This window comes from Stenotrophomonas sp. GD03654 (assembly GCF_029845105.1).
In the GTDB taxonomy this organism is placed as follows: Bacteria; Pseudomonadota; Gammaproteobacteria; order Xanthomonadales; family Xanthomonadaceae; genus Stenotrophomonas; species Stenotrophomonas africana.
On the sequence record NZ_JAOCLC010000066.1, the window covers coordinates 1 to 26,142 of the forward strand.

The 26,142-nt window shown below is 67.2% G+C and carries 22 protein-coding genes; 13 read left to right on the top strand and 9 right to left on the bottom strand.

The genetic code is table 11. The features are described from left to right. Positions 1-84 precede the first annotated feature (84 nt). Together N5J73_RS19705 and ligD are read left to right on the top strand one after the other, a co-directional pair. Positions 85-1,005, top strand: a complete 921-nt coding sequence (locus N5J73_RS19705) for a Ku protein (RefSeq protein ID WP_049445718.1) — start codon at positions 85-87, stop codon at positions 1,003-1,005. 3 nt (positions 1,006-1,008) lie between these two features. Further along, positions 1,009-3,495, top strand: a complete 2,487-nt coding sequence (gene ligD, locus N5J73_RS19710) for a DNA ligase D (RefSeq protein WP_049445717.1) — start codon at positions 1,009-1,011, stop codon at positions 3,493-3,495. A gap of 75 nt (positions 3,496-3,570) precedes the next feature. On the opposite strand, the gene N5J73_RS19715 is transcribed toward ligD, so the two are convergent. From N5J73_RS19715 to N5J73_RS19730, 4 genes are all read right to left on the bottom strand, one after another. Then, positions 3,571-3,963, bottom strand: a complete 393-nt coding sequence (locus N5J73_RS19715; RefSeq protein WP_049445714.1) for a hypothetical protein — start codon at positions 3,961-3,963, stop codon at positions 3,571-3,573. 127 nt (positions 3,964-4,090) lie between these two features. Then, a complete protein-coding gene (gene adhP, locus N5J73_RS19720) occupies positions 4,091-5,119 on the bottom strand; it encodes an alcohol dehydrogenase AdhP (RefSeq protein WP_010487377.1) in 1,029 nt (342 codons plus the stop codon). Positions 5,120-5,215: 96 nt separating this feature from the next. Next, positions 5,216-5,854 (bottom strand): bifunctional 4-hydroxy-2-oxoglutarate aldolase/2-dehydro-3-deoxy-phosphogluconate aldolase, encoded by a 639-nt coding sequence (eda, locus tag N5J73_RS19725; RefSeq protein ID WP_049445713.1) that lies wholly within the window; start codon positions 5,852-5,854, stop codon positions 5,216-5,218. 116 nt (positions 5,855-5,970) lie between these two features. Next, positions 5,971-6,561: a cysteine dioxygenase family protein gene (locus tag N5J73_RS19730; protein ID WP_049445711.1), complete on the bottom strand. Its 591-nt coding sequence runs from the start codon at positions 6,559-6,561 to the stop codon at positions 5,971-5,973. A gap of 238 nt (positions 6,562-6,799) precedes the next feature. Between N5J73_RS19730 and N5J73_RS19735 the strand changes: the two genes are divergently transcribed. Further along, entirely contained in the window at positions 6,800-7,855 is a 1,056-nt protein-coding gene (locus N5J73_RS19735) for a LacI family DNA-binding transcriptional regulator (RefSeq protein ID WP_049445710.1), read from the top strand. Between the two features lie 108 nt (positions 7,856-7,963). Here N5J73_RS19735 and phhA read toward each other — a convergent pair whose 3' ends face one another. Continuing rightward, positions 7,964-8,857, bottom strand: a complete 894-nt coding sequence (gene phhA, locus N5J73_RS19740) for a phenylalanine 4-monooxygenase (protein ID WP_049445707.1) — start codon at positions 8,855-8,857, stop codon at positions 7,964-7,966. Positions 8,858-8,982: 125 nt separating this feature from the next. On the opposite strand from phhA, the gene N5J73_RS19745 reads away from it, so the two are divergent. Further along, positions 8,983-9,465: an Lrp/AsnC family transcriptional regulator gene (locus tag N5J73_RS19745; RefSeq protein WP_004153377.1), complete on the top strand. Its 483-nt coding sequence runs from the start codon at positions 8,983-8,985 to the stop codon at positions 9,463-9,465. Positions 9,466-9,553: 88 nt separating this feature from the next. Beyond that, positions 9,554-11,554: a hypothetical protein gene (locus N5J73_RS19750; protein WP_049445706.1), complete on the top strand. Its 2,001-nt coding sequence runs from the start codon at positions 9,554-9,556 to the stop codon at positions 11,552-11,554. A 39-nt stretch (positions 11,555-11,593) separates the two neighbouring features. Here the strand turns inward: N5J73_RS19750 and N5J73_RS19755 are convergent, their stop codons facing one another. After that, positions 11,594-12,586 (bottom strand): patatin-like phospholipase family protein, encoded by a 993-nt coding sequence (locus N5J73_RS19755; RefSeq protein ID WP_019337382.1) that lies wholly within the window; start codon positions 12,584-12,586, stop codon positions 11,594-11,596. A gap of 288 nt (positions 12,587-12,874) precedes the next feature. Beyond that, positions 12,875-13,897, bottom strand: coding sequence for a TIGR00266 family protein (locus N5J73_RS19760; RefSeq protein WP_049444580.1), 1,023 nt, complete (start codon positions 13,895-13,897; stop codon positions 12,875-12,877). Between the two features lie 158 nt (positions 13,898-14,055). Between N5J73_RS19760 and N5J73_RS19765 the strand changes: the two genes are divergently transcribed. Continuing rightward, positions 14,056-16,326 (top strand): TonB-dependent receptor, encoded by a 2,271-nt coding sequence (locus N5J73_RS19765; RefSeq protein WP_049444578.1) that lies wholly within the window; start codon positions 14,056-14,058, stop codon positions 16,324-16,326. Between the two features lie 131 nt (positions 16,327-16,457). Here N5J73_RS19765 and N5J73_RS19770 read toward each other — a convergent pair whose 3' ends face one another. After that, positions 16,458-17,297: a phosphatase PAP2 family protein gene (locus N5J73_RS19770; RefSeq protein ID WP_049444576.1), complete on the bottom strand. Its 840-nt coding sequence runs from the start codon at positions 17,295-17,297 to the stop codon at positions 16,458-16,460. A 261-nt stretch (positions 17,298-17,558) separates the two neighbouring features. On the opposite strand from N5J73_RS19770, the gene N5J73_RS19775 reads away from it, so the two are divergent. After that, a complete protein-coding gene (locus N5J73_RS19775; protein ID WP_049444575.1) occupies positions 17,559-18,437 on the top strand; it encodes a hypothetical protein in 879 nt (292 codons plus the stop codon). Between the two features lie 11 nt (positions 18,438-18,448). Next, positions 18,449-19,651: a DUF4785 domain-containing protein gene (locus N5J73_RS19780; protein ID WP_049444572.1), complete on the top strand. Its 1,203-nt coding sequence runs from the start codon at positions 18,449-18,451 to the stop codon at positions 19,649-19,651. Between the two features lie 248 nt (positions 19,652-19,899). Here N5J73_RS19780 and N5J73_RS19785 read toward each other — a convergent pair whose 3' ends face one another. Beyond that, positions 19,900-20,721 (bottom strand): ATP-binding cassette domain-containing protein, encoded by an 822-nt coding sequence (locus tag N5J73_RS19785; RefSeq protein ID WP_049444570.1) that lies wholly within the window; start codon positions 20,719-20,721, stop codon positions 19,900-19,902. Positions 20,722-20,872: 151 nt separating this feature from the next. On the opposite strand from N5J73_RS19785, the gene N5J73_RS19790 reads away from it, so the two are divergent. From N5J73_RS19790 to N5J73_RS19810, 5 genes are all read left to right on the top strand, one after another. Continuing rightward, positions 20,873-22,075: a fatty acid desaturase gene (locus N5J73_RS19790; protein ID WP_049444568.1), complete on the top strand. Its 1,203-nt coding sequence runs from the start codon at positions 20,873-20,875 to the stop codon at positions 22,073-22,075. Continuing rightward, positions 22,072-22,404, top strand: a complete 333-nt coding sequence (locus tag N5J73_RS19795) for an EF-hand domain-containing protein (RefSeq protein ID WP_049444566.1) — start codon at positions 22,072-22,074, stop codon at positions 22,402-22,404. Before N5J73_RS19790 ends, N5J73_RS19795 begins: the two co-directional genes overlap by 4 nt. Before the next feature lie 69 nt (positions 22,405-22,473). After that, positions 22,474-23,124 carry a hypothetical protein gene (locus tag N5J73_RS19800; protein ID WP_049444564.1) on the top strand — a complete coding sequence of 217 codons (651 nt, stop codon included), beginning with the start codon at positions 22,474-22,476 and terminating at the stop codon, positions 23,122-23,124. A 54-nt stretch (positions 23,125-23,178) separates the two neighbouring features. Further along, entirely contained in the window at positions 23,179-23,991 is an 813-nt protein-coding gene (gene mutM, locus N5J73_RS19805) for a bifunctional DNA-formamidopyrimidine glycosylase/DNA-(apurinic or apyrimidinic site) lyase (protein WP_164078737.1), read from the top strand. 105 nt (positions 23,992-24,096) lie between these two features. Continuing rightward, complete coding sequence (locus N5J73_RS19810) at positions 24,097-25,701, top strand: glucan biosynthesis protein D (protein ID WP_012509627.1); 1,605 nt, start codon at positions 24,097-24,099, stop codon at positions 25,699-25,701. The last annotated feature ends 441 nt before the right edge of the window (positions 25,702-26,142 follow it).

The following is a 26,142-nucleotide window of genomic DNA, read 5'->3' on the forward strand; positions in this document are numbered from 1 at the left end:
TAGAACCCACGTGCACGGTATCGACACGGGTGGTTTACACCGCTCGTCCGAAGCTGGATACCCTGCCCTGCCAAAGGTACGCCCATGGCCCGCCCGATCTGGACCGGCACGCTGTCGTTTGGCCTGCTCAACGTGCCGGTGTCGCTGATGTCCGGCGAACGCAAGGTCGATCTGCAGTTCCGCATGCTCGATTCCCGCGACCGCAAGCCGATCCGTTTCGAACGGGTCAACGCCGACACCGGCGAGGAAGTGCCCTGGAAGGACATCGTCAAAGCCTACGAGTACGACAAGGGCAGCTATGTCGTGCTCGAGGAAGGCGACATCCGCTCGGCCGCACCGGAGAGCCACGAAGCGGTGGAAGTGGAATCGTTCGTGGATGCGGCGCAGATCGACCCGCGCTACTACGAGAAGCCCTACCTGCTGGTACCCGGCAAGAAGGCCGAAAAGGGCTACGTGTTGCTGCGCGAAACGCTGCGCAGCACCGGCAAGGTGGGCATCGCGCGGGTGGTGGTGCGCACGCGCGAATACCTGTGCGCGGTGATGCCGCATGAGGACGCGCTGGTGCTGATGATCCTGCGCTATCCGCAGGAACTGGTGGATCCGGAGGACTACAAGCTGCCCACCGGCAAGCTGTCCGACTACCGCATCACCAGCAAGGAAACGGCGATGGCCGAACAGTTGATCGAGTCGATGGCCGGCGACTGGGATCCGTCGCAGTACCACGATGAATTCCGCGAGCGCCTGCAGCAGGTGTTGAACAAGCGCATCAAGTCCAAGGGCGGCACCACGCGGGTGGACGATGAGCCGGCACCGCGCGAGGACGCCAGTACCAATGTGGTCGACTTCATGGCGCTGCTGCAGAAGAGCCTGGATGCGAACAAGCGCACGCCGGCGAAGAAGGCGGCAGCGCGCAAAGCAGCCGCCAAGTCGCCGGTGAAGAAGGCCGCAAAGAAGACAGCGAAGAAGGCTGCAAAGAAGACCGCACCCCGGCGCAAGGCAGGTTGAACCATGTCGCTGCACCAGTACCGGCGCAAGCGGCGCCTGGGCGGCGGCGCCGGGCAGACACCGGAGCCCGACGACACGCGTGCCCCCGGTGACCCGAAGCGGCGGCCGACCTTCGTCATCCAGCTGCACCACGCCAGTTCGCGCCACTATGACTTCCGCCTTGAGATGGACGGCGTGCTGAAGAGCTGGGCAGTGCCGAAAGGACCTTCGCTTCGCGTCGGCGAGAAGCGGCTGGCTGTGGAAGTGGAAGATCATCCGTTGTCCTATGCCGGCTTCGAAGGAGACATTCCTGAAGGCCACTATGGTGCGGGCCACGTGGAAGTCTTCGATCACGGCACCTGGGCCTGTGAAGGCGATCCACTGCAGGCACTGGCGGCGGGCAAGATCGACTTCGTACTGCACGGACAACGCCTGGCCGGTGGATGGAAGCTGGTGCGCACCGCGATGAAAGGACGCCAGGTGCAGTGGCTGCTGATCAAGCGCGACGACGGTGAAGCGCGCGACGCCGAAGCGGATGACCTGCTGACGGCACCGATGCCGAAACGAGCACCTGCGGCGAAGAAGCGTTCCGCAGAGAAGGCGGCGCGTGCAGCACCCGTCGCACGCACGACCACACGCAAGGCCGATGCGCGCTGGCGTGCACGCGCACTGCAACTGCACAACGCACGTGATAAGGCCTATCCCCGCGGATTCAAACCGCAGTTGACCGATCATCGCGAAAGCGCGCCGGATGGAGAGCGCTGGCTGCATGAGATCAAGTGGGATGGCTATCGTCTGCTGGCCGATCTGCACGAAGGCGAGGTGAAGCTGCGCTCCCGCAACGGCCTGGACTGGACCGATGATTTTCCCGAGGTGGTACAGGCCGTGCAGGCGCTGCCGGTGCGCGATGCGCGCCTGGATGGCGAGCTGGTGGTTCTGGACAAGGAAGGACGCAGTGACTTCGCCGCGCTGCAGCGGGTGATCGACGGCAGTTCGAAGCAACCGCTGCGCTACATCGTGTTCGATCTTCCCGGTGTGGCCGGCGTGGACATCAGTCGTGCACCGCTGATGGAGCGCAAGGCACTGCTGAAGGATCTCATCGGGCCAGCGCCCGGCACCCTGGCCTTCAGCGAGCACGTGATCGACCATGGCCCGCAGGTGTTCGACGCCAGTGGCAAGGCCGGCTTTGAAGGCATCGTCAGCAAACAGGTGGATGCGCCGTATGTAAATACCCGCGCGCGCAGCTGGGTGAAGGTGAAGCACGAAGACACCGACGAGTTCGTGATTGTCGGCTACACGATGCCGAAGGGTTCCCGGGTGGGGTTCGGCTCGCTGCTGCTGGCGACGCCGGACAAGGGCGGATTGCGCTATGTGGGCCGCGTTGGCACCGGCTTCGACGACGAGAACCTGCGCGCGCTGCTCAAGGCACTGCAGCCACTGGCAGTGAAGACGCCCGTGCTGCAGCTGCCGGCGCATGTGCCGTTCCGCGCAGCCAGCGTGCGCTGGGTGAAGCCGGTGACGGTGGCGGAAGTGGCGTTCCGTGGCTGGGGAAAGGAAGGCCTGCTGCGCCAGGCCAGTTTCAAACGGCTGCGCGGCGACAAGCAGAAGGAGGACCTGGGAATGAGCACCGCAGATGCCGAAACCGGAGGCGAGGTCCAGATCACTCATCCGGAGCGGGTGGTGTTTCCAAAGCAGAAGCTCAGCAAGGGAGACGTGGCGGACTACTACCGGAAGATGGCACGCTGGATCCTGCCCGAGATTGCTGGACGACCGCTGTCACTGCTGCGCTGCCCGGACGGCGTGGGCAAGGCCTGCTTCTTCCAGAAGCACCATGGTCCCGGCCTGGGCGATGCGGTACATGCGGTGCCCCTGCAGCAGAAGAGCGGCCGCGAGGAGTACGTCTACATCGACGATGCGCGGGGTCTGCTGCAACTGGTGCAGATGAATACCCTGGAACTGCATCCCTGGGGCGCGACCGTGGCCGACCCCGAGCACCCGGATCGTCTGGTGTTCGATCTCGACCCAGGCGAAGGCGTCAGCTGGGCACAGGTGAAAGCAGGTGCACGCGATGTGCGTGACCGCCTGCAGCAGGTGGGCCTGAAGAGCTTCGTGCGCTTGTCCGGCGGCAAAGGCGTCCACGTGGTGGTGCCGCTGCAGCCCAAGGCTGGCTGGGACGAGGCGAAGGCGTTCTGTGAGGCATTCGCGCAGGCAATGGCGCTGGAGAAGCCTGATCGCTACGTGGCGACGATGAGCAAGGCCAAGCGCAGTGGCGTGATCTTCATCGACTGGTTGCGCAACACCCGAGGTGCCACCAGCGTGTGCTCGTGGTCGCTGCGCGCGCGCGATGGCGCCGGCGTAGCGGTGCCGCTGCGCTGGGAGGAACTGGCGCGTATCAGTGCTGCCGACGCCTTTCCCATGGGCAAGGCGCTGGAGAGGGCGCAGCGGCTGAAGAGTGACCCATGGCAGGGCATCGCGCAGTTGAAGCAGACGCTGCCGCGCATGGATCTGTAGAGCCGAGCCGATGCTCGGCTGCCTGTGTCGGTGTGCATGAAAGCCGAGCATGGCTTCGGCTCTACAGGGGCGGCGTTACCCTGCGTCGCGCGAGGGGCGGCGCCCGAACCACCAACCGACCAGCAGTTGCAACGGCAGCGATGCCAGCAGCGAAATGACGAACCAGAACGGGAAGTCCGCACCCGCCGTCCACATCGCGTAGCCACAGCCCAGCGCGATCAGCGACCAGATCGAGAAGCCGTGTGAACGCGGCCAGCACGGCGCGTAATAGGTGGCGAAGGAAATGCCCGCGATGCCACCGAGCACGCTGAAGGCGAGATCCCAGCCCAGCTGCATGCTGTTGTTGTTCGGCGTCATGCCCAGCAACGGCGGCAGCCAGCTGGCGACGCTGCTGACCAGCGCGAGTGACAGCACGCCGCCGATCAGGGCAACGAGGGACAGGAACAGGGTCTTGAGCAGGCCAGGCATGCGCGCATTGTACGGCTGCCACGGAGTGCCCGGGTTGCCGGCCAGCGGCCGGCACTACCGATGGATCGGCATGGCCGCCGCGTCCGTGGGAGAGGGGGACGGAGCGACGACGGCCATGCACAGGCGGTCAGGCGGCGAAGTCGAGTACCACGCGGCCCTCAATGGTGCCCGCATGCATGCGCGCGAACACCTCGTTGATGTTTTCCAGGCGATCGGTGCTGACCGTGGCCGCGACCTTGCCTTCGGCAGCGAACTGCAGCGACTCCTGCAGGTCCAGCCGGGTACCGACGATCGAGCCACGCACGGTGATGCCGTTGAGCACCATGCCGAAGATGTCCAGCGGGAAGTTGCCGGGCGGCAGGCCGTTCAGCGAGACCGTACCGCCACGACGCACCATGCCCAGTGCCTGCTCGAACGCCTTCGGCGACACCGCCGTGACCAGGGCGCCGTGCGCACCGCCGATCTCCTTCTTCAGGAAGGCGGCGGGGTCGGTGGTGCGCGCGTTGACGGTGATCTGCGCGCCGAGCTGCCGGGCCAATGCCAGCTTGTTGTCGTCCACATCCACCGCAGCCACGTTCAGGCCCATCGCGCGGGCGTACTGCACGGCCATGTGGCCCAGGCCACCGATGCCGGAAATCACCACCCAGTCCCCGGGCTTGGTGTCGGTCACCTTCAGGCCCTTGTAGACGGTCACGCCGGCGCACAGCACCGGCGCGATCTCGACGAAGCCTACGTCCTTCGGAAGCAGGCCGACATAGTTGGCATCGGCCAGTGCGTACTCGGCGAAGCCGCCGTTGACTGAGTAACCGGTGTTGCGCTGTGTCTCGCACAGCGTTTCCCAGCCACCCAGGCAGTGTTCGCAATGGCCACACGCCGAGTACAACCAGGGGATGCCGACCCTGTCGCCTTCCTTGACGTGCCCTACCCCGCCTCCCACGGCCACGATGTGCCCCACGCCCTCGTGACCGGGGATGAATGGCGGGTTCGGTTTCACCGGCCAGTCGCCCTCGGCGGCGTGCAGGTCGGTGTGGCAGACGCCACAGGCCTCGATCTTGACCAGCACCTCGCCCGCCCCCGGGCGTGGTACAGAGACTTCCTCGATCACCAGTGGCTTGCCGAACTCACGCACGACAGCGGCCTTCATGGTCGAATTCATGTTCGGATCTCCGTAGTGCGCTTGCCCACAGAATGACGCCGGCGCGAGGCCGGCGCTTTGATCACGATCAAACCTTTGAAGATTCGTGCAGCCGGTTCAGCTGGCCAGTACCGATGCCTCGCGGGCGAGGCGCTCGATGGCGTCCCAATCACGCGTCTGCAGCAGCGCCGGAGTGGTCAGCCACGACCCGCCCACGCACAGCACGTTGGGCAGGTGCAGGAACTGCGGCGCAGTCTGCGCGCTGATGCCGCCGGTCGGGCAGAAGCGCACATCGGCGAACGGACCGTGCCAGGCCGCCAGCAATGCAGCACCTCCGGCCTGTACCGCCGGGAAGAACTTGAAGGTGTCGTGGCCGTGCTCCAGGCCCAGGATCAGGTCCGAGGCGGTGGCGGCACCGGGCAGGTACGGCAGGTCGGCATCGCGCACGGCGGCGTACAGCGCCGGCGTGGCACCGGGGGAAACGGCAAAACGCGCACCGGCCTGCTTTGCCGCCTGCATCTGTGCGGCGTTGAGCACGGTGCCGGCGCCGATCACCGCATCGGGCACGGCCTCGACCATGGCCTTGATGGCATCCAGTGCCTGCGGCGTGCGCAGCGTCACTTCGATCACCGGCAAGCCGCCGCGGAACAGCGCCTGGGCTACTTCGACCGCTTCATTCACATCTTCGGGGGTGTACACCGGAATCACCGGTGCCAGCTTCAACAGCGCGCGCAGGCGCGGATCAGCGCTGGACATGGTCTTGCTCCTTGCCCGACAGGGCATCGCGGATCGCCGCCGGGTCCGGCAGCGCAGCGGCGCATGATGCCACGTGGCTCACCAAGGTGCTGGCGGCGCCCCGCCCTGCCCCCGGTTCAGGCCGGGTCGGCCTGCAACGCCTGGATGCGACGCTGGTACCAGTCACCACCGAGCGGATCGAACACGGCCGAGCGCTCCATCTGCGCCTCGTACACGTGCACCGAGATCGCCAGTGCGTCATCGCTGGCGTTGCGCAGGGTGTGGTACTCGTGCGGCGGGATCAGGCTTCCGGCACTGCCGCAGCCTCCGCGCAGCGCGGCGTGGCGGCGGAAGCGGCAGCGTTCTCCTGTGCGCTCCAGCAGCTCGTAACGGGTGATCTCCAGCTCGCCCGACCACACTCCTTCCACACACCACATGGCATCGTGGTCGTGCAGCGGCGTGCCCTGACCTGGGCCCCAGCTCATGGCGATCACGCTGTAGCCGTGTTCGCGGCTGTGGTACAGCGGGCGGCGCGCGTAATGATCACTGACCGGCCGATGCACACATTCGGGCAACTCAATGCGGCTGTCCGCGATGGCTTCCTGCAGCGCCAGCTGCAGGTCGGCGGTGATGCGCTCGGGGTCACCGGAGGTCATCGCCGCGTCGACCGCGGCGATCAACCGGTCGCGGCCACGGAATGGCGGAAACGGAGAAGTCTGCAGTTCCATGCCCCGAATGTAGCGGAGCATGGTTAAGGGAATGTTGGCGTTCGCGCGCGTCGCACCCGTATTCAGAGCAAGCGCGCGTGAAAAACGGTTCAGATGCAAATGGAGCAGACCGATCACAATGGAACCTCACGCGGTAAAACGTGTCGAACACGACGTGTGCCGCTCCAGCTGCGACATTCCGCAACTTCGCGCCCGACGGGCGCAAGGCTAGAATTCTCCGACTTACCTGGTTCTATACATGTCAGTGCGAAATATTAGCGATGCCGCGTTGCCGGCATCGAAGGGCAAGGCTGCCACGATCAACGACATCGCACGACTGTCGGGAGTTTCCAAGAAAACGGTTTCAAGAATCATCAACAACTCGCCGCTGGTGCGCAAAGACACCCGCGACAAGGTCGAGGCGTTGATGCGCGAGGTCGGTTACGTGCCCGACCCCCTGGCGCGCGGCCTCGCGTTCCGCCGCTCCTTCCTGATCGGCCTGGTGTATGACGACCCGGGCGCCCAATGCATCGTCGACCTGCAGCACGGCGCGCTGGAAGCGCTACGCGGCACCGGCTATGAGCTGGTCGTGCATCCCTGCGACAGCCAGTCTCCGGACTGCGCGCACGGCGTGCGGCGCTTCGTGCAGCAGCAGAAGCTGCACGGCGTGATCCTGGGCCCGCGAGCCTCCGAGTCGGCTGTATTGACGGAGATGCTCGACGGCATCGAATGCCGCTATGTCCGCATCAACGCGCATGTGTCGGATGACGCGGCACAGGCGGTGGTCACCCACGATCGCGACGGTGCAGCCGCGGCAGCGGGCTATCTGCTCTCGCTCGGCCACCGCGACATCGCGGTGATTGCCGGACCGGGCAATCGCCGCACCGCACGCGAGCGTACCCATGGCTTCCTCGACCGGTTGGCCCAGGTGGGCCTGACCCTGCCGGGTGAGCGTGTGCTGGAAGCGGGCGATACCTTCGAGTCCGGCGTGCATGCCGCAGAGCGTCTGCTGATGGGCGGACAGCGCCCCAGTGCGATCTTTGCCGGCAACGATGAAATGGCTGCCGGCGTGTACCAGGTGGCGTTGCGTGCCGGCATTGCGGTGCCACAGCAGTTGTCGATCGTCAGCTACGACGACAGCCCGCTGGCGTCGCGGCTGTGGCCGCCGCTGACCTCGGTGCGTCGCCATGTGTCCGATATCGGCCGCGTGGCCGCATCGATGCTGGTGCAGGCCGACGTGCCGGATGCACCGACCGCAACCAGCGTGCACCCGCAATTGATGGTGCGCGGTTCCTGCCGGGCCGTGGACGCCTGACTGCCCTGCCCTCGCCTGCACCGCCGTGACGGTGCAGGCACCAGGCATCGATGAAAACGGCGCATCCAGGTGCGCCGTTTTCAGTGCGAAGCGGTGTGCGCCGTGCGCTTACACGTCGCCGCCGTCGGCCCAGCCTTCACCGGTGCCCTTCTGGAACACGCGGTCATCGCCCTGCACATCGCCCGCCGGCAGATGCGCCTGATCAGACAGCGCCGCGTAGATCGGGGTGAAGTCCGGCGACGTCGCCTGCATCAGCTGTTCGAAGCTGTCGATGACGAAGTAGGTCTTCTGGAAGGTGTCGATGCGGTACTTCGTGCGCATGATCCGCTGCAGGTCGAAACCGATGCGGTTGGGCGCGGCCGATTCCAACGAGTACAACGACTCGCCCTTAGACGACACGATGCCGGCGCCGTAGATGCGCAGGCCTTCGGGCGTATCGATCAGGCCGAATTCCACCGTGTACCAGTACAGGCGGGTCAGGTTCTGCAGTGCATCCGGGCCGATCGCATGGGCCTTGACGCCGCCACGGCCGTACGCCTCCATGTAGTCGGCGAACACCGGGTTCATCAGCAGCGGCACGTGGCCGAACAGATCGTGGAACAGGTCCGGTTCGGCGATGTAATCAATCTGGTCCGGGCGACGGATCCACCAGGTCACCGGGAATCGGCGATTGGCCAGATGGTCGAAGAAATCCAGTTCCGGCAGCAGGCCTTCGACGCCGACCAGGGTCCAGCCGGTGGCCGCGCCCAGTACTTCGTTGAGCTGGTCGAAGCGCGGAATCATGTGCGCGCTCATGCCCATCTCGTCCTGTGCATCCAGGAATTCCTGGCAGGCGCGGCCGACCAGCAGCTCGCGCTGGCGCTGGTACAGCGTGCTCCAGGTGGCGTGGTCGTCGGCGCTGTAGGTGTCCCACGGCTGCTCGACGAGCGCGGTGGTATACACCGGCACGTAGCCCTTGTCGGTCTGCTGGTGTTCGACGCGGCGGGGCTGGACGGGGTCCATGGGGCACTCCTTGACGGGATATCCAAGATGCTAGGGCAGGGCGCGCGCAACAGGGTTGCAAAAGTTGCGTCGATTGGCCTTGTTGGCGCAATATCCTTGCGTACTCACCATGTTGCGGGGCAACAATGGCCGGAGAAGTCCAGTTCGATCGCACGGATATACGCCTGCTGGCTGAAATCCAGCGGGATGGGCGCGCCACCAACGCCGAGCTGGCGACACGGGTGAACCTCTCGCCCTCGGCCTGCCTGCGGCGCCTGCAGCGGCTGGAAAGCGAGGGCGTGATCGTCGGCTATGGCGCGCGGCTGGAGCCGCGCCAGCTGCGCCTGGGCCTGCAGGCCTTCGTGCGCGTGCAGCTGGAAAAGCACGACCAGGCCGCGATCGGGCACTTCGTGGACAGCGTGCAGGGCTGGGATGAAGTGGTGGCCTGCCATGCACTGACCGGCGACATGGACTACCTGCTGCACGTCTACGTGCGTGACCTGGAGCATTTCTCGCACTTCCTGCTGGACCGGCTGCTCAATGCCGGCGGCGTGGCCGATGCCAATTCCAGCTTCGTGCTGCGCACGGTGAAGGGCTTCCAGGCATTGCCGCTGTCGCAGCTGGAATAAGCGCGCTGCCACGATTTGACGGCACCGGGCGGGTAGCCGAGCATCACCGCCCTGCGCGCGCCGCAGCGTTCCTTTTCCGGTTCCACGCATGTCCGAACTCCAGCACCCGCTGCCCACAACCACTTTCCTGCCGCTGCAGCGCAAGTCGCTGGCGCGCTACATCGCCCATGGCAAGCCACCGCAGACGGCCTTGGAGCAGGCCGGGCTGATGGCCGCGCAGCTGTGCCGGACGCGCCTGCACCCAGCGGCCGAGATCGAGCGCTTGCTGCATGATGCCTGCGCGCTGTTAGCCGGCAACGAAGGCGCGGCTGCACAACTGGCCGGCCCCGGTGGCGGTGGCCAGCCGGAACTGGATGCCTGGCTGAGCGCATTGGCCGCCCACGGCGTGCTGCTGGCGCCGGCGGAGATCCTGCAGGACGTCATCGCGCAGTCGCCACGGGAATACCCGGGCCTGGCCCTGCAGCAGGCCTGCCAGGAAACCCTGGTCGAACATGAGATCCGGTTTCCCGCCACTTTTTCCAGTGACGATGACGAGGCCCCGCAGGATGACGTTGCCGCTGAAGATGCGCGGGCGGTCGAACACCATGGCCTGTACACGTCCGAGCAGGCCCGCGTGCTGCGCGCCATCGCCGCCAACCCCGATGAACTGATCGACCTCGATGGTTATGCCGGCACCGGCAAGGGCCACCTGGTGCTGGCGCTGATGGAGGCGCGGCCCGGCCGCTACACCTACGTGGCGCCCTCGCGTGGGCAGGTGGAAGCCTTCCGCGCCCGCGTGCCGGCCAGCACTGCGGTGCGCCTGCTGACCCAGATCGAGTTCGCCAACCGCGTGGCCCAGCACGCCGCGCGCAGCGGCCAGACCGGTGGCTTCGTTGCCAGCTATCGGCGCAGCACCCGTACGCCGCGCGAGATTGCCGGCCGCATCGGCCTGCAGGGCATCGGTGGACGCAGCCCGGAGCAGGTGCTGCTGACCGCTTTCGAGGCCATCAACCGTTGGTGCGCGTCGTCGGCACCGGGCATGGCGTTCCAGCATTTCGACCGTTCGGTGCCCGCCGCGATGCTCGACGTGTCGCCGTACATGGCGGCCGCCGAGCACGTCTGGCGCTGCATGTTCGACGCCGAACTGCAGCGGGGCACGCTGCTGAGCCTGAGCCCGGCGCACATCGGCAAGTGGCTGGCGTTGCGCGGCGTCACCCCCCCGCTGGACATGGGCATGTTGCTGGTGGACGAGGCGCATGACCTGAGCCCGTCGTGGAAGCAGTTGCTGGCCGGCCATGCGCCTGGCGTGGTCAGCCTGGGTGATCCGCACCAGTGCCTGACGGGTACGGTGCCGCGCTGGACCGCGTCGAAGGTGCTGGAAATGCACCAGTCGGTGCGCCAGGGCAACCAGGTCGAGGGCCTGGTCAATCAGACCCTGGCGCTGGATGGGCTGGGCCAGGACAGCGCGCCGTTCGTCGGTGCCGCCGACCGCGCCACCGGTGTGCTGCATTACCGCGACTGGGCGCAGGTGCCGAGCGAGGGCCTGCGCATCCATGGCAACGTCGCCGATCTGGCTTTGGATGCGGCACAGCTGCAGGCGCTCGGGCTGCGGCCCTACCTGCATCCGGCATCGCTGCGCGCGCTGCGCAGCGTGCTGCAGCGGCCGCTGGATGCGTGGCGCCGGCGCCACGACAGCGCATCGGACCCGGCGTGGGAGCGCTTCCTCGCCACGCAGGCCGACGACGGGCAGGGCGTGCTGGTCGAACTGTTCGCGTCTGCCGATCGGGTGCAGTCACTGCTGCAGGCGCTCGACGATCAGGACACGCCCGCAGAAGGGCGTGTGGCGCTGTGCCTGGCCGAGCACGCGAAGAACCTGCAGTTCGACGTGGTCTCGCTGTCACCCGGTTGCTTCAGTGCGGGGCAGGGCGTGCGCATCTGGCACAACCCGGTGCGTGCGGTCTATCTGGCACTCACCCGTGCGCGACGCCAGCTGCATGTGCCGGCCGATGGCATGGAACAGCTGCAGCACACGGCGACACTGCAGGAACAGGCGCGCCAGAGGCACAGGCGCGAGCGGCAGCAGGCCAGCGGTTACCGGCCTGCGCGCTAGAACGCGCGTCGCTGTCTGGCAGCGCCACGCTGGCTCGGGTCAGCACTTGTCCTTGCGGCCCATCAGCTTGCCCAGGCGCGAGGCTTCCTCGCACTTCGGCGCGGCCACCGGGGCCGGTGCCGCTGCGGCGGCGCGCGCACGCTGCAGCTGCTGGATCTTGGCGCGGATCTGCGGCATCGCCGCCATGGCGGCCTTTTCGCCTTCGAGGATCGCGGTGCCACGCTGGCTGAAGTCGGCGGCACCGATGTCCAGCACCTTCGGGCGGATGACGATGTCGGCGCGTGCCAGTTCCTGTTCGCCCAGGCGCTGGCCCATGATCGAGATGGACTGGTTGACGATGCCCAGCATGTCGGTCGGCGCCTTGCCGCTGGCCTTGCTGGAGATGTCCACGGCGATCACGAAGTCGGCGCCGAGCTGGCGTGCGGCATCGACCGGCACCGGGCTGACCACGCCGCCGTCGATGTAGTTGCGGCCGCCGATCTTCACCGGTTCGAACACGCCGGGGATGCTGCTCGACGCGCGCACCGCCTGGCCGACGTTGCCGCGCACGAAGATCGCACGCTCGCCGGTTTCCAGCTGGGTGGCGACGGCGGCGAACGGCTTCTTCAGGCGCTCGGCAGGACGGTTGGCAACCTGCTCGTTGACGTAGTCCTGCAGCTTCTGGCCCTGCACCAGGCCGCCGGAGAACAGGCGCACGTCGCGGATGCTGGCTTCGTCCAGTGCCACCGCCTTGCTCTGCATCTGGAACGCGTCCATGCCGCTGGCATACAGCGCACCGACCACGCTGCCGGCGCTGGTGCCGGATACCACGGCCGGCTCGAAGCCATTGGCCTCCAGCATCTTGATCACGCCGATGTGGGCGAAGCCCTTGGCTGCGCCACCACCGAGGGCGATGCCGATCTTCACCGGCTTGGCCTGCGGCACCACGGTCGGCGCAGGCGGCGGCGTGGGGCGGACCGGATCGCCACCGCAGCCGGCCAGCAGGCCGATCAGGGCGACGGACAGCAGCATGCGGGGGCGGAACAGGCTCATCGGCAGTGCGCTCGCGGCGCCGGATTCAGGAAAGGGCGCCAGCATACCGAAGCCGTGGCGGGGCGGGCAGGGTGGGGGCAGCTCCCTATTCAGCAAAAAAACGTGAATCGCTTCTGGTGGGTGCGGACCTCGGTCCGCACAAATGCCTGGTCGCGCGCTGAAGGAATGTGCCAACCAAGGTTGGCACCCACCAAAGGCAGGTCCAGGCGGCCGCCGAGAACCTCCCTATTCAGCAGAAAACGACCATGGTAGGTGCCGACCAAGGTCGGCACCTACCAAATGAGTGGGTCAGAACCGGTTGTCGCCGTCCAGCATCCGGCCCAGGCCGCCCAGCACCGAGCCTTCGCCGCGGTTCTGGCCGCCGCCCTGCGGCGCGGCCATCCACATGCGGCCGGCCAGGCGCGAGAACGGCAGCGACTGCAGCCAGACCTTGCCCGGACCGGTGAGCGTGGCCAGGAACACGCCTTCGCCACCGAACAGCATGCTCTTGATGCCGGTGACCCGGCGTACGTCCATGTCCACGGTCGGGTGGTAGGCCACCACACAGCCGGTATCCACATCCAGCCGCTCGCCGGCCGCCAGCTCGCGCTCCACCACGCAACCGCCGGCATGGATGAACACCCAGCCGTCGCCTTCCAGCTTCTGCATGATGAAGCCTTCGCCGCCGAACAGGCCGGTCATGATCTTGCGCTGGAACTGCACGCCGATCTGCACGCCGCGCGCGCCGGCCAGGAAGCTGTCCTTCTGGCAGATCAGGCGGCCGCCATGCTGGTCCAGCTTCATTGCCAGTACAGTGCCGGGGTAGGGCGCGGCGAAGGCGACCTTGCCCTTGCCGTGGCCGCTCTGGGTATAGACGGTGGCGAACAGGCTCTCGCCGGTCAGCACGCGCTTGCCGGCGGCCATCACCTTGCCCATGAAGCCGCCGCCCTGGTCGCCGTTGGCGGCGCCGAACACCGTGTCCATCTGCACGGTGGCGTCCTTGAACATCAATGCGCCGGCCTCGGCAATGGCGCTCTCGCCGGGGTCGAGCTCGATTTCCACGAACTGCATTTCATGGCCGACGATGCGGAATTCGATGTCGTCGGCGCGGCCGTTGGCGGCGGCGGAGACCGGGACCGGCGGCGGGATATTGGGCATGCCCGGGGCCGGCGCCTGCAGCTCGGCCACCTCGGCGATCGGCGTCCACCCGCTCATGCCCTGGCACCAGGCCAGCGCGCGCGGGTTGGCCTGCGCATAGCGGCGCGCGGCTTCGTCATCGAGCGGGCCGACGCGTTCGGCCTGGGCGGAGGCATGGAAGTACCACTGGGTCATTGCGGCGGCTCCGCGAGGCTGGAAAACACCAGTCTAGCGAGCGACCCGGCTCCGGGGCGACGTGGCCATGAACGGCGGGCATTTGCGGGGCAGGTGCTGTATTGCAACAATTATCTGGTAGCGCCGTTTTACCACCCCTCCAAACACAGCCTACCGCCATGTCCCCGACCCGTACTTCCCGTGGCCGCCTTCCGGTCGCGCGCCCTCTCGTTGCCGCTCTTTCCGCCCTGCTGCCGCTGGTAGCAGCCGCCCAGGAAACCCCCGCTGCCAAGGACCCGGTTGCCCTCGATGCCCTGCAGGTGACCGCGCAGCGCCGCGTCGAGAACGCCAAGGACGTACCGGTCGCGTTGAGCGCGATCCAGGGCGAGAAGCTGGATGTGCTCGGCTCGGCCGGCGATGACATCCGCTTCCTGGCCGCACGCGTGCCCAGCCTCAACATCGAGTCGTCCTACGGCCGTGCCTTCCCGCGCTTCTACATCCGCGGCCTGGGCAACACCGACTTCGACCTCAATGCGTCGCAGCCGGTGTCGCTGGTGTATGACGACGTGGTGCAGGAAAGCCCGCTGCTGAAGGGCTTCCCGCTGTTCGACCTGGCCAACGTGGAAGTGCTGCGCGGCCCGCAGGGCACGCTGTTCGGCCGCAATACCCCGGCCGGCGTGGTCAAGTTCGATTCGGCGCGTCCGTCGCAGGATGCCGATGGCTACATCCGCGTCGGCTACGGCAGCTACAACAGCTGGAACGTACAGGGCGCCTACGGCGGTCCGCTCACCGACCGCTGGTCGGCACGTGTCTCGGCCATCTACCAGCGCCGCGACGACTGGGTGGACAACACCCGCGTTGGCGCCCCCAACAGCGGTTTCGAAGGCTATGACGAAGCCGCCGGCCGCGTGCAGTTCCTGTACGAAGGCGACGACTTCGAAGCGCTGTTCAACCTGCACAAGCGCAAGCTCAACGGTACCGCCCGCCTGTTCCGCGCCAACATCATCCAGAAGGGCGGCAATTCGCTGGTCGAGAACTTCGATCGCGACAAGGTGGCCAACGATGGCGTCAACTTCTCCGACCTGGAGACCTGGGGCGGCAGCGCGCGCCTGCAGTGGAACCTCGGCTCGGTGACGCTGCACTCGATCACTGGCTACGAAACCGCCGAATCGCTCAACCGTGGCGATATCGACGGTGGCTACGGTGCGGCCTTCCTGGGTGCCGGCAACTACGGCCCGGGCCTGATTCCGTTCTCGTCGGAGTCGGCTGACGGCCTGCCGCATCACCGCCAGTGGACGCAGGAAGTGCGCATCGAGTCCAACGAGTGGGGCCGCTTCGATTGGCAGGCCGGCGTCTTCTACTTCGATGAAGACGTGACCATCAACAACTTCAACTACGACTCGCTGACCCCGGGCAATCCGCAGACCGGCCACGTGGTGCAGAACCAGCGCAACAAGGCGTGGGCGGTGTTCGCTTCGGGTGACTTCGATGTCACCGACCGCTTCAAGCTGCGCGCCGGCGTGCGCTACACGCAGGACAAGAAGGACTTCAGCGCCAGCGTGCTGCAGGCCGTTCCGTTCGGCACCCCGGTCAGTGGCCCGTACCTGGCCAACACCGACGTCAACGACGTCAGCTGGGACCTGAGCGGCGTGTACAAGCTGACCGACGACATCAACGCTTACGCCCGCGTGGCCAAGGGCTTCCGCGCGCCGTCGATCCAGGGCCGCCTGGCCTTCGCGCCGGGGCTGTCGCAGGCCGATTCGGAGAAGGTGATCTCGTACGAAGCCGGCATCAAGGCCGACCTGTTCGAACGTCGCGCACGCCTGGGCCTGAGCGTGTTCCGCTACAACGTCGACGGCCAGCAGCTGATCGCGGTGGGTGGCAGCAACAACACCGCCACCCTGCTCAACGCCGACAAGACCATTGGCCAGGGCGTGGAACTGGACCTGGAGGCCTACCTGGCCGACAACGTCCTGCTGACCTTCGGCAGCAGCTACAACGACACCGAGATCAAGGACAAGAACCTGGCGGTGGCGATCTGTGGCGGCGGCTGCACCATCACCGACCCGACCACGGTGATCAACGGCCAGACTTATGCGCTGGTGAACGGCAACCCGCTGCCGCAGGCGCCGAAGTGGATCCACAACGCGACCCTGCGCGTCGGCTTTCCGCTCAGCGATGGCAGCGAGCTGTATGCCTACACCGACTGGGCCTACCGCAGCGCGGTGAACTTCTTCATCTACGAGTCGCCGGAATTCCGCGGCCGTAGTTCGCTGGAAGGCGGCCTGCGCCTGGGCTACAACTGGGATTACGGCCAGTACGACGTGGCCGTGTTCGGCCGCAACCTGACCAACCAGACCCGCGTGGTCGGCGCGATCGACTTCAACAACCTGACCGGCTTCCTCAACGAGCCGCGCACCTGGGGCGTGGAGTTCACTGCGAAGTTCTGATGCGGTGGCTGCGGTAATGCAATGAAGAAGGGCCGGCGTAATGCCGGCCCTTCTGTTTCCTGCTTTCTGTAGAGTCGAGCCATGCTCGACTGCCATGAGCCGAGCATGGCTCGGCTCTACAGAGGCATGGCTTACAGCGCGCTCTGCGGGCGCACCTTCAGTACCGCGTTCTCGGTGGTGCAGTCGCGGCTGGAGTGCAGGCCGGCCTTGCGCGCGGCAACGATCTCCCTGCGTGCGGCCAGCAGGTCCTTGTTGAACGCGGCGTTGTCGTGCAGGCGGGCCACGGCGGCGGCACCCATGAAGCGGCCCTCGAGGATGTCGCTCTGCCAGTGCACGTTGCACACCAGGCGGCTCTCGCCGTAGTTGCGGCCGCGGGCCTGGATGGCATCGGCGCGATCCGGTGCGATCTCCGACAGGATCAGGGCCCAGGCCCAGCCGATCGAGGTGTGGCCGGAGGGGTAGGAACCATTCTCGCGCAGGCCTTCCTCGTCCTTCGGCGAGCAGGTCGGTTCACCATTGACCATGAACGGGCGGGGGCGCTGGTAGTGGTTCTTGGCGGCCTTGGTGGCGGCGCTGGCGTCGATCCGGCTGCGCTCCAGCAGTCGGTACAGCGCCGGGGTCTTCACTGCATCGACGTCGATGTCAGCGGCGCAGGAGAAGTGGTTGGCGCCTTCGGGAAAGCCGAGTTCCGCATCCACACCGGCCTGGGCGAAGCGCGGGCTGCCACGCAGCGCCCGGGCTTCACGGCTGACCTGCTCGTCCAGTGCGAGGGCGGCCGAACCGGCCACCGGAGGTGCCGGCACCAGCTCGAGACTGGCCGGTACCGCGTTCTTGTCCAGATAGCCCACCGCCTTGGTGGTGATGTTGGCTTCGACGGCAGTCGGCTTGGTGGCGGTGGCAGCACAGCCGGCCAGGGCCACGGCAACGGCGAGGCCGAGCAGGGGACGGGCGGGGTGGGAAAGCAGCGACATGGACGGGCTCCGGAGGAAAAACATCGCGCCATGATCGCAGCCCGAATACGACAACGCAGTGGACATCGGTCATACGGCCAGACCCGGCATGGTCATTGTCGCGATATGAAAAGCGTCATCGTTTGACGTCAGTCTCCTGAATCCGGGCGCAGCGCACGGACTTTCACGCCGCTGCCCCGCGAGCATCGGCACAACGGCAAGCGCCAGGGCCGTCCAGTTCCAGCCGGGTCGGGGGGATCCGAAGACAGAGGGAGAGAAGCGATGCGCAGCACCGCAACAGGAAGTACCGTCCTGGCCCTGCTCCTCGGGCTGGCAACCGCCCCGGCGCAGGCCGCCGACGTGGTCGGCGTGGCCTTCGTGCACGGCACCGGCGCGCAGACCAATGCCACCCAGGACTACTGGCAGCCGGCGATCATCGACACCGTGCGCCAGGGCCTGCCGAACAGCAGCGACTACGTGGTCATCAACTGCGACTTCACCCAGTACATGTGGAAACCGGAAGCGGCCGGCTGCCTGGCCAACCAGCTGACGAGCTTCATCGACAGCCGCGGCATCACCCAACTGGTGGTGATCACCCACTCCAACGGCGGCAACGTGATGCGCTGGATCCTGTCCAACCCGACCTACGACAGCCGCTATCCGAAGATCATCCGTACGGTGCGCAAGGTCAACGCGCTGGCACCGTCCTCGGGTGGCACGCCGCTGGCCGATGCGGTGCTCAACGGCAACACCTTCGAAACCTCGCTGGGTTGGCTGCTGGGCTACAAGAACGATGCGGTGCGCCAGCAGCAGGTGGCGAGCATGGCTACCTACAACGCGCAGAACCTGTACGGCACCGCCGGTCGTCCTGCGCTGCCCAAACCGTTCCGTGCCATGGTCGGCAGCGATGTGGAATCGGCGGTGTGGGACAGCAACAGCTACTGCGGTGGCTATGCGGCCAATGTCGGCCTGGAGTTCACCCAGAACTGGCTGTCGTCCTGCTCCGATGGTTTCCTGGAGTGCAGCAGCCAGAAGGCCGCCGGCACCACCTGGTTCACCGACAAGCAGCGCACCCAGGGAGCAGAGCCGCTCAGCCACAACCAGAGCCGCCGCGAGTGCTTCGGCCTCGGCACGATCCTGCGCAACGACCTGAGCCAGTGAGGGAGACGACCATGACGATCCATTCCACCCTGCTGGCCAGTGCCGTGCTGACGGTGCTGTCCCTTTCCGCCGCGCAGGCCGCGCAGCCACTGCAGGCCGCCCGCGCAGGCGATCAGGTGCCTGCCACCCTGGTGGCCGCGCCACTGCCCGCCGATGAAAGCGAACACGCGCCGCTGTCGTTTACCTGGGCGCTGGACCCGACGCAACCGCTGCAGGCGGCCACGCCGTATGCCTCGGTCAGCCGCAGCTACTGGCAGCAGGTCGATGGCGCGCAGCTGCAACGCGGCCTGGACCTGCCACTGACCGCTGCCGATGCGGTGATCCAGCTGAGCCCGGCCGAAGGTGCCCGCGTGCTGCCGGCCAACACCCTGCAGGTGCGTGACCCGGCCGGCCGCAGCAGCGTGGCGCGCAGTGTCGATGCACGCGCGCTGCAGGAGGCCGGCATGCCGGTGAAGGATGGCAGCAGCATGCTGCGCACCGGCGCGACCAGTGCAGTCGGTGCGTACACGCTGCAGAGCGCACAGGCACAGGGCCGCTACGTGGTGCAGGTGCTCGAGCCGAACAGCCCGCTGCGGCTGGAAGTGCAGGCAAACCAGACACAGGTGCTGGCCGGTGGCAGCGTGCAGCTGCAGGCACGCCTGCTGGAAGACGGCGTCACCACCGCGCAGCTGGCATCGCGTCGTGGCGGCCTGGGCGGCGAAGCCCTGCTGGTTGCACCGGACGGCCGCAGCTGGCCGCAGCGGTTGCTGCGCACCACCGATGGTGCCCTGCGTGCGCAGGTGCGGATTCCGGCCGATGTCGGCACTGCGCAGGGGTTGTGGGAACTGCAGGTGTTCGCCCAGGCCGATGGCGTGCTGCGTGATGGCAAGGTGGCCTTCGCGGTGGCACGGCCAACTGCGCGCTTCAGCGGCCAGGCGGCACCGGATCCGGCCAGCCGCCAGGTGGCGCTGCCGCTGCAGGTGGCCGCCGCCGGTCGTTACGAGGCGCGTGGCACGTTGTATGCCACCGGCCGCGATGGCCAGCTGAAGCCGGTAGCGCAGGCACATGCGGCCGCGTGGTTCGATGGGCCGGGCGCGGGCCAGCTGGTCCTGCCGTTCGACCAGGCTGCGTTGCCAGCCGGTTTCGGTGCGCCGTATGAGTTACGCGACCTGCAGCTGCAGGACCAGAGCCGGATGGCACCGATCGAATCGCGCGCGCTGGCGCTGCGGTTCTGAGGTTGCATGCAGCGGGCCGGGTTCCGGCCCGCTGCATCGGCATGACGACGGAATGGCATCACGACGGGGTAGAGTCGACTGTTAGTCGACTGCCTTTCGCCTGGATCGCAAAGATCCCGCGCTGCGCGCGATAGTCGACTAACAGTCGACTCTACCGCCGTCGGTCTCCCAGGCCTGTCGGTTTCCGAGGCCGCAGGTTTCCGTGGCCGCAGGTTTCCAAGCCCCTTGTTTCCCCCGAGGGCTCCGCCTCACCCCGCGTACGCGGTCAGCCGGCCTTCCTGCTCGACCACCGTGATCGCGCCACCGAACACCGTAGACAGCGGTTCGTTGCGCAGCAGCTCGGCGCGGGTACCATCGGCCAGCACGCGGCCGTCGCGCAGCAGTACCACCCGTTCGATCTCGGGAATGATCTCTTCGATGTGGTGGGTCACCAGCACCAGGGTGATGCCCTGCTGGGCCAGCACCCGCATGGTTGCCACCAGCTGTTCGCGGGCGAACAGGTCGAGCCCGGTGGAGGGTTCGTCCAGCAGCAGTGCCTGCGGCCGGTTGACCAGCGCGCGGGCGATCAGCACGCGGCGGGTCTCGCCGGCCGACAGCTCGGCGTAGGCGCGCTCGCGCAGGGACAGGGCGCCGGTCATCGCCAGCGTTTCGCCGACGCGCGCACGCATGTCGTCGGTCACCTCGCGGAAGGCCGGCACCACGTAGCTGGCAAAGAAGCCGGACAGCACCGCCTGTTCCACGGTCAGCCCCGGCATGTCGGCCAGGTTGCTGCTGAGGTCGCCGGTGACGATGCCCAGCTGCGAGCGCAGCCGGTCCACCTGCCAGCGGTTCTGGCCCAGCACCTTCACCGCTACGGAGCCGTCGCCTTGGGCCAGCGGGTACAGCTCGCGGGTGATCAGCTTGATGAAGGTCGATTTGCCACAGCCGTTGGGGCCGAGCAGGGCGGTGTGCTGGCCCTGCGCGATGCGCAGGCTGAGCCCGTGCAGCACCTTCACCTGGCCGCGCACCACCGTGGCGCGGTCCAGTTCGATCAACGGGGGCAGCTCCGCCAGGGGCGGGGCGGCGGTCATGGTGCTGGCGCGTGGATCAAGGCTCGACAACTCAGGTCCCCAACTGTGAACGGTGCCACGGAAGGCGGTGGCAATCACCGCCGCAGGGATGCAGTTTGCAACGCAAGCGCCCATCATGTCTGCCATTGCCGCGTCGATCCGGAGAGCCGTCATGCCTGATGCCCTGATGTCCCTGTTGACCGGTGGTGTGCTCGGCCTGGGCTGGTGGGGCATGCTGGCGGTGCTGCTGGTCTTCACCCAGATCACCATCTTCTCGGTGACCCTGTACCTGCACCGGAGCCAGGCCCATCGCGGGGTCGATTTCCACCCGGCGCTGGCCCACGTGTTCCGTTTCTGGCTGTGGCTGACCACCTCGATGATCACCCGCGAGTGGGTGGCCATCCACCGCAAGCACCACGCCAAGGTGGAGACCGAGGACGATCCGCACAGTCCGGTCACCCGCGGCATCGGTACGGTGTTCTGGCACGGCGTGGAGCTGTACCGCGAAGCCCGCGGCCAGCGCGCGGACATCGAGCAGTACGGGCGCGGCACCCCGGATGATGCGATCGAGCGCCGCCTGTATACCCCGCATGCCACGTTGGGGCCGGTGCTGCTGTTCGCGATCAATACCGTGTTGTTTGGCCTGCCTGGCGTGGCCCTGTGGGCGATCCAGATGGCATGGATCCCGTTCTGGGCGGCCGGTGTGGTCAATGGCCTGGGCCACTGGTGGGGCTACCGCAACTACGAGTCCGCCGATACCTCCACCAATCTCACGCCGTGGGGGTTCTGGATCGGTGGTGAGGAGCTGCACAACAACCACCATGCCTTCCCCAGTTCGGCGCGCTTTGCGATGCGGCGCTGGGAATTGGACATCGGCTGGAGTGCGATCCGCCTGCTGCAGGCGCTGCGGCTGGCCAAGGTGCTGCGGGTGGCACCGGCCATGGACGTGCGTCCGAACATTGCCGTGCCCGATGCCGAAACCCTGAAGGCGCTGCTGTCGCACCGCTTCCAGGCGATGACCGACTACCAGCGCAATGTGTTCATGCCGGCCCTGCGCGAGGAAGCCGCGCAGGCCGGCGCCAAGTTGCGCCGCCTGCTGCCACGCAGGCTGCGCCGTGGCCTGGTCAACGATGGCCGCTGGCTGAAGCCGGACAGCCGTGCCCAGCTCAGCGCATGGGTGGCACAGCGCCCGCGCATCCGCACCCTGGTCGAGTACCGCGCGCGGCTGGCGGCGCTGCTGGAAGCGCGTGGTCACGATGCCGCCGAGCGCCTGCACCAGCTGCAGGCCTGGTGCCGCGAGGCCGAGGAAAGCGGTATCGCGGCGTTGCAGGCCTACGCCGCACGGCTGAAGGGCTACAGCCTGGTGGGCGCGTGAGGCCAGGGTACGGAGTTCTGCTGGCGGTGCTGCTGCCGGGTGCGGCGCTGGCCCAGGTCACCGATACCACCAGCTACCTGCAGCGGATCGACAGCGATGGCGACGGCCGGGTGAGTGAATCCGAGTACGTGCAGTGGATGCTGTATGCCTTCGACCACATGGACCGCAATGGTGACGGCGTGCTGAGCGCCGACGAGCTGCCCGGCGGCAAGGGCAGGGCGATCAGTCGCGAGCAGCAGCGGCAGGTGATCGTGCAGCGCTTCCACAAGCAGGATGCCAACGGTGATGGCGTCCTGGATGCCCGTGAACTGGCGGCGCCTCCGCGCTGAGCGCATGCTGGCCTGCGTACCCGCTGCCGGGCGATCATCGCGGGCCTATGTTCCCCAAGGAGTTCCCCCATGGATGACCGGATCGACGAGGAACTGTTCGCCGAATGGCTTGAATTCTGCGCTGGCCGCAGCGAGCGCGAGGACTGGTATTTCTCCGGCCTGCTGCAGGGCGTGACCGACCCGGATACGCTGGCGGCGGTATTCGCAGGCTTCCCGCATGCCGATGCGCTGCGGTCGCGCGCGCTGGACGTGCTTGGCGCAGGGCGCTGGGACGGGCACCTGTACCTGCAGCCGGCCATCGCTGGCGACGTGCAGGCAGTGGCGGCCGCCGCGCGCACCTGGCTGGACGAACTGGCGAGGGTGGCAGGTATGGCGGGTGAGTCCGCGCTGCAGGCCACACTGCGCGACGTGCCGGTGGTGGCAGCGCCCGCAGAGCAGCTGCAGGCCGCATGGCGCGAATCGGGTCCCAGTGCCTATCTGCACGACGTCGTCTGCGATGTGGTACGCGAGGCCCGCACGCTGGATACCCCTCAGATGGCCGCACTGGACGAGGCGCTGTACCACATCGCTTCGGACCTGTACCTGGGCTGGTATATCGCCCAGCCGTTGTCCCCGGCAGCCGTCGATTTCGCGCCTTATCTGGCGTTCTGGCGCCTGGGCGGACGCGGCGCACTGGTCGACGGCGCGTTCCTGGTGGAAGCGGCGGGTCTGGATTCATAGGGCGGCGCGGCGCCATGCCCAGCGGCTTTGCATGGCCCCGCGTAGAATCACCCCATGCCCGAACTACCCGAAGTCGAAACCACCCGCCGCGGACTGGCGCCGCACCTGCAGGGCCGCCGCGTGCATGGCGTGATCCTGCGCCGCGCCGACCTGCGCTGGCCGATTCCGCCGGAAGTGGCCGAGCTGCTGCCGGGGCAGCGCATCGAGGACATCCGTCGTCGCGCCAAGTACCTGTTGCTGGATACCGCCATTGGCAGCGCAGTGCTGCACCTGGGCATGTCCGGCAGCCTGCGCGTGCTGCCCGGTGATACCCCGCTGCGCGCGCACGACCACGTCGACATCAGCCTGGACAACGGCCGTCTGCTGCGCTTCAACGACCCGCGCCGCTTCGGCAGCCTGCTCTGGCAGCCGACCGGCGAAGTCCACCCGCTGCTGCAGGGGCTGGGCCCGGAACCGCTGGACGACGCGTTCGACGGCGACTACCTGTTCGCCCGCAGCCGTGGCCGTAGTGCGCCGGTGAAGACCTTCCTGATGGACCAGGCGGTGGTGGTGGGCGTGGGCAACATCTACGCCGCCGAGAGCCTGTTCAAGGCCGGCATCAGCCCGCTGCGCGAGGCCGGGAAGATCTCGCGCGGGCGCTACCAGCGGCTGGCCGACGCGGTGAAGGAGATCCTGGGCTACGCCATCACCCGTGGCGGCACCACGCTGCGCGACTTCATCAGCCATGACGGCGCGCCGGGCTACTTCGAGCAGGAACTGCTGGTGTACGGCCGCGACGGCCTGCCCTGCCCGAACTGTGGCCGCGCGCTGAAGCACGCCACCATCGGCCAGCGTGCCAGCGTCTGGTGCAGCCACTGCCAGCGCTGAGGCACGCAGCCAGCGGCAGCTGAACGGGCAGGGCGCGTCTCCGCTGCCCGTTAACGTTTGTCTGCCTATGATGGCCGACCTTCCCACTGTGCCTGACGCGCCTGCATGCAACGACGCGACTTCATCCGCAATGCCTCCCTCGCCCTGGCTGCATTCGGCCTGCCGTCCCTGCCCGCGTGCGCGGCCAGCAAGAGCGGCCAGATGGGCCTGCGCCGCCTCGGCCAGCCGCAGCCGTTCGATTTCGCCACCCTGAAGGGCCAGGCGCGGGCACTGGCACAGGCGCCCTACAAGAGCCACAAGCGGGTGCTGCCGGGCCGCCTTGAAGGCCTGGACTGGGACCAATACCAGTCGATCGGCTACCGCCAGGACCATGCGCTGTGGGCCGATCAGCCCGGCAAGTTCCAGGCCAAGTTCTTCCACCTCGGCCTGTACTTCCATTCGCCGGTACGCATGTTCGACGTGGTCGACGGCAAGGCGCAGGAGCTGGCTTATGACGGCGCAGCCTTCAACTACGGCAAGAGCGGCATCAAGGACGGCGAGCTGCCGGCCGACCTCGGCTTCGCCGGTTTCCGCCTGAACACCCGCAAGGACACCGACCGCGACTTCGCCGCCTTCCTCGGCGCCAGCTACTTCCGCGCGGTCGGCAAGGAAGGCCAGTACGGCCAGTCCGCGCGTGGCCTGGCGATCGACACCGGCATGGGCAAGCCGGAGGAATTCCCCGACTTCATCGCCTATTACCTGGAACAGCCGTCGGCCGATTCAGAGACGATCGTGGTCTACGGCCTGCTGGATTCACCCAGCGTGGCCGGCGCCTATCGCTTCGCGATTACCAACGGCGACGTGCTGCTGATGGACATCGACAGCGCGCTGTACCCGCGCAAGGCGATCGAGCGGTTGGGCATCGCACCGTGCACCAGCATGTACCAGGTGGGCGAGAACGACCGCCGCATGGCCTGGGACTGGCGCCCGGAGATCCACGACACCGATGGCCTGTCGCTGTGGACCGGTGCCGGCGAGTGGATCTGGCGACCGCTGCTGAACCCGCGCAACCTGCGCTTCAACATGTTCGTGGACCGCAACCCGCGTGGTTTCGGCCTGCTGCAGCGCGACCGCAACTTCGACCACTACCAGGACGACGGCGTGTTCTACGAGAAGCGTCCGTGCCTGTGGGTGGAGCCGAAGGGCGAGTGGGGCGAGGGCTCGGTGCAGCTGGTGGAGATTCCCACCGTGGACGAGACCTTCGACAACATCGTGGCGTTCTGGAACCCGAAGGAAAAGCCGCAACCGGGCCAGGAGCTGCTGGTCGGCTACCGCCTGTACTGGGGTGCCGAACCGCCGGCACGTCCGCCGCTGGCGCACTGCGTGGCCAGCCGCACCGGCCTGGGCGGCGTGGTCGGCAAGAAGCGCGAGTACTTCAGCTGGCGCTTCGCGGTGGACTTCGAAGGCGGCGAACTGGCCAGGCTGATCGACAAGGGCGAGGTCGAGGCGGTGGTGGAAGCCAGCCGCGGCCGGGTCGAGATCGTGTCGGCGCGCCCGCTGCGCGAGATCAACGGCTACCGCGCGATGTTCGACCTGGTGCCGCCGGAAGGCAGTACCGAGCAGATCGACATCCGCCTGTTCCTGCGCAGTGGTGGCAAGACCCTCACCGAGACCTGGCTGTACCAGTACACCCCGCCGCCGGCGGGTGCGCCGGAGCGCACGCTGTACTAAGAGGGGTGCGGGTTTGCAGGGCTTGCAGCCCTGCACCTGCCGAGGCCAAAGCAACAGCAACAGCCGAAGCAGAAGCTGGTTTCCTGAGGCTGGGCGGGTTGGGTCCGGTGGCGGGAGACGCCGTAAACCCCGCTCCGCGGTCCGGCCCAGCCGCTGGCGGCTGTGCGTTCGGGCGCTTGCGAAGCAATGCTTCGCAAGCAAAGCGCCCTCACCCTTGGGGGCTTGGCCGCGACATCCATGCCGCGGACACTCCCGCCACCGGACCCACCCCGCCTTCGACAGATCTCCGTGATCTGTGGGAATTGCTCTTGGGGTCAGATCCGTTTTCCGAAGGAAAACGGATCTGACCCTAGATCTATTTCGATATCTGACAGATGTGTCGACCAAGGTCGACACCTACCAACAGCCGTGGGGACCTGTCGAAGGCGGGGCACTGTGGGT